The organism is Streptomyces sp. NPDC055078 (genome assembly GCF_053607985.1).
In genome coordinates, this window is the sequence record NZ_JBSGUP010000764.1 from 1 (window position 1) to 3,660 (window position 3,660).

The 3,660-nt window shown below is 64.9% G+C and carries 2 protein-coding genes and 1 rRNA gene; all 3 read right to left on the reverse strand.

Annotated features, from left to right (window positions below):
- Positions 1-13: 13 nt before the first annotated feature.
- Complete coding sequence (locus ACWF94_RS36265; RefSeq protein WP_453498760.1) at positions 14-2,509, reverse strand: sugar phosphate nucleotidyltransferase; 2,496 nt, start codon at positions 2,507-2,509, stop codon at positions 14-16.
- A gap of 110 nt (positions 2,510-2,619) precedes the next feature.
- On the reverse strand, positions 2,620-3,228 hold the full coding sequence (locus ACWF94_RS36270; RefSeq protein ID WP_453498763.1) for a CDP-alcohol phosphatidyltransferase family protein: 609 nt from the start codon (positions 3,226-3,228) through the stop codon (positions 2,620-2,622).
- A 166-nt stretch (positions 3,229-3,394) separates the two neighbouring features.
- Positions 3,395-3,511, reverse strand: a 5S ribosomal RNA gene (rrf, locus tag ACWF94_RS36275).
- Between the last annotated feature and the right edge of the window lie 149 nt (positions 3,512-3,660).

Sequence of the window (3,660 nt, forward strand, 5' to 3'; positions counted from 1 at the left end):
CTCCCGTCACACGTCAGTGACCTGCGCTGTCCACGACGGCCGACCACTCGTTGAGCAGCGCCTGCGCCGATGCGTCATCGGGCCCTTCCGCCCACAAATGAGTGACGGCCTCCGACGGGTCGGGCAGCACCATCACCCAACGGCCGTCGGTCTCGACCACCCGCACACCGTCGGTCGTGTCCACATGCCGCTCGTCGGCGGCCTCCACCACCCGCCGCATGACGAGTCCCTTGACCGCCCAGGGCGTGGCGAGATCACGCTTGAGCACATGCGCCCGCGGAATCCGGGAGTCGATCTGGCTCAGGGTGAGCTGCGTACGGGCCACCAGCCCCACCAGCCGTACGAGGGCCGCGGTGCCGTCGAAAACGCTGCTGAACTCCGGCACGATGAACCCGCCGCGCCCGTCCCCGCCGAAGATGGTGCTGTCCTCACGGCCCACCCGGGTCAGATCGTCGGGCGAGGTCGTCGTCCACTCCACCTGGGTGCCGTGGTACGCCGCCACCTGCTCGGCGATACGTGTGGTGGTCACCGGCAGGGCCACCCGCCCGCTCCGCCGTTCCGCCGCCACCAGGTCGAGCATCACGAGCAGCGCACGGTCGTCCTCGATGATGCGCCCGCGCTCGTCGACGAGGGAGAGCCGTTCGCCGACGGGATCGAACCGCACCCCGAAGGCCGCTCTCGCGGACGCCACGATCTCCCCGAGGCGCACCAGACCGGCCCGGCGTGTATCCGCCGTCTCCGTGGGCCTGGCCTCGTCCAGCCCCGGATTGATGGTCAGGGCATCGACCCCGAGCCGCCCCAGCAGGCTCGGCAGGACGAGCCCGGCACTTCCGTTGGAGGCGTCGACGACGAGCTTCAGCCCGGACTCGGCGATCCCTGTGATGTCGACATTGCGCAGGAGAGAGCCGGTGTACGAGTCGAAGACGCTCGCCGGGAAGTACAGGTCCCCGATCTCACCGGGGAACGCTCTCCGGTACTCCTGCCGCGCGTACACCCGGTCCAGCTTCCGCTGCCCTGCCTGGGAGAGGTCGGCTCCGCGCTCGTCGAAGAACATGATGTCGACGGAGTCGGGCACCCCCGGCGACGTACGGATCATGATGCCTCCGGCGCTGCCGCGCGCGGTCTGCTGGCGCGCGACCGGCAGTGGGACGTTCTCCAGGTCCCGTACATCGATGGCACTGGCCTGGAGCGCGGAGATCACGGCCCGCTTGAGCGCCCGGGCACCACGCGAGTGGTCCCGCGCCGTGGTGACGGTCGCGCCCTTCTTCAAGGTGGTGGCATACGCCCCGGCCAGCCGCACGGCCAGCTCCGGGGTGATCTCCACATTGAGGATCCCGGACACTCCCCTGGTGCCGAAGAGATGCGCCTGCCCCCTCGACTCCCAGATGACCGAGGTGTTCACGAACGCGCCGGCCTCGATGGTCTTGAACGGGTAGACCCGTACATTGCCCTGAACGATCGATTCTTCACCGACGAGGCACTCGTCGCCGATGACCGCACCGTCCTCGATACGGGCCGACCGCATGATGTCGGTGTTCTTGCCGATCACACAGCCGCGAAGGTTCGAGTGCTCTCCGATGTACACATTGTCGTGGATCACGGCCTTGTGCAGGAAGGCACCGCTCTTGACGACGACGTTGGACCCGACAACGGTGTGCTCGCGGATCTCCACATCGGCTTCGACCTTGGCGTAGTCACCGATATAGAGAGGCCCGCGCAGTACGGCGTCCGGATGCACCTCGGCGCCCTCGGCGACCCAGACGCCGGGCGAGATCTCGAACCCGTCCACGTCCACCTCGACCTTGCGCTCCAGCACATCGGCCTGAGCCTTCACATAGCTCTCGTGAGTACCGACGTCCTCCCAGTAGCCTTCGGCGATATAGCCGTAGATCGGCTTGCCTTCCTTCATCAACTGCGGGAACACATCGCCGGACCAGTCGACGGAGACATCGGCCTGGACATAGTCGAAGACTTCCGGCTCCATGACATAGATCCCGGTGTTGACGGTGTCCGAGAACACCTGGCCCCAGGTCGGCTTCTCCAGGAAGCGTTCGACCTTGCCCTCCTCATCGACGATGGTGATGCCGAATTCCAGAGGATTGGGCACGCGTGTCAGACACACGGTGACCATCGCGCCCTTCTCCTTGTGGAAGGAGATCAGATCCGTGAGGTCGAAATCTGTGAGCGCGTCGCCTGAAATGACGAGGAAGGCGTCGTCCTTCAGCGCTTCCTCGGCATTCTTCACACTGCCTGCGGTGCCGAGCGGCTTCTCCTCATTGGCATAGGTCAGCTCCATTCCGAGCTCTTCACCGTCGCCGAAATAGTTCCTGACAAGCGATGCCAGAAACTGCACGGTTACGACGGTCTCATTGAGCCCATGCCGCTTCAGCAGCCTCAGCACATGCTCCATGATCGGCCTATTGGCGACCGGCAGGAGCGGCTTGGGCATGCTTGAAGTCATGGGGCGAAGTCGGGTTCCTTCGCCACCGGCCATCACGACGGCCTTCATGTCGGAAGCGTCCTCCTTGAGAGAGACGGTCTAGCCGACTTCGCCCGTCCAAAGAGGCCCTCTGGCGTCATGCGCGGCCGGCGACACTGCACGGCTCCGCATCGACGAGGTCAATCGGCCACTGCGTCCGCCTTGACGAGTCGGCGGACCTGGACCACATAGAGGATCCCTGCCCACCAATACAGAGTTGTACCCCATCCGGCGAACGCCCATCCGAAAATAGCAGAAAGTGACGCCAGCCACCCTGACCCGTCACTCAGCAGCAGCAAGGGGAAGGCATACATCAAGTTGAAGGTGGCGGCCTTGCCCAGGAAGTTCACCTGGGGCGGCGGATAACCGTGCCGGCGGAGGATACCCACCATGACCAGCAGCATCAGCTCCCGCGCCACAAGCGCTGCGGTGAGCCAGAGGGGGAGTATGTCCCGCCAGGTCAGCCCTACCAGGGTGGACAGGATGTACAAGCGGTCGGCGGCCGGGTCGAGCAGCCGTCCCAGGCTGCTGACCTGGTTCCATCGCCGCGCCAGCTTGCCGTCGAGATAATCGCTGACACCGCTGAGCATGAGCACGAGCAATGCCCACCCATCGCTCTTCGGCCCCCCGAACTCAGGACGGAGAATCAGCCACAGGAAGAGCGGGACACCGGCGAGACGCGCCATGCTGAGGATGTTGGGGATGGTGAGAACCCGGTCCGTCTGAACGCCGGTCTCCTGGACCTCCACCCGGGGGCCTCCTGTGAACGTGCCTACGATGCCCCCCGACCCTACCCTCAGGCCAAGCGGGTGACGTGCACAGGGGGCCCGTGGCTCGTACCGTCCCCGAAAATGCATCGGAAATGCGTGAGGGCCTTGTACCGGTCATCCGGTACAAGGCCCTCACCCAATAATTGTTCGGCGGTGTCCTACTCTCCCACAGGGTCCCCCCTGCAGTACCATCGGCGCAGTATGGCTTAGCTTCCGGGTTCGGAATGTAACCGGGCGTTCCCCACACGCTATGACCACCGAAACACAATGAAACACACAACCCGCCACCCTCAGCCCACACACGCGATGCGTGTCATGGGGGGTGCGGTTGTTCGTGGTTTCAGAACCAACACAGTGGACGCGAGCAATCGATGGTCAAGCCCTCGGCCTATTAGTACCGGTCACCTCCAG

Bases quoted from the DNA above. Each gene is read 5' to 3' on its own strand.
- ACWF94_RS36265 (WP_453498760.1), bottom strand. From the start codon at position 2,509: ATGAAGGCCGTCGTGATGGCCGGTGGCGAAGGAACCCGACTTCGCCCC.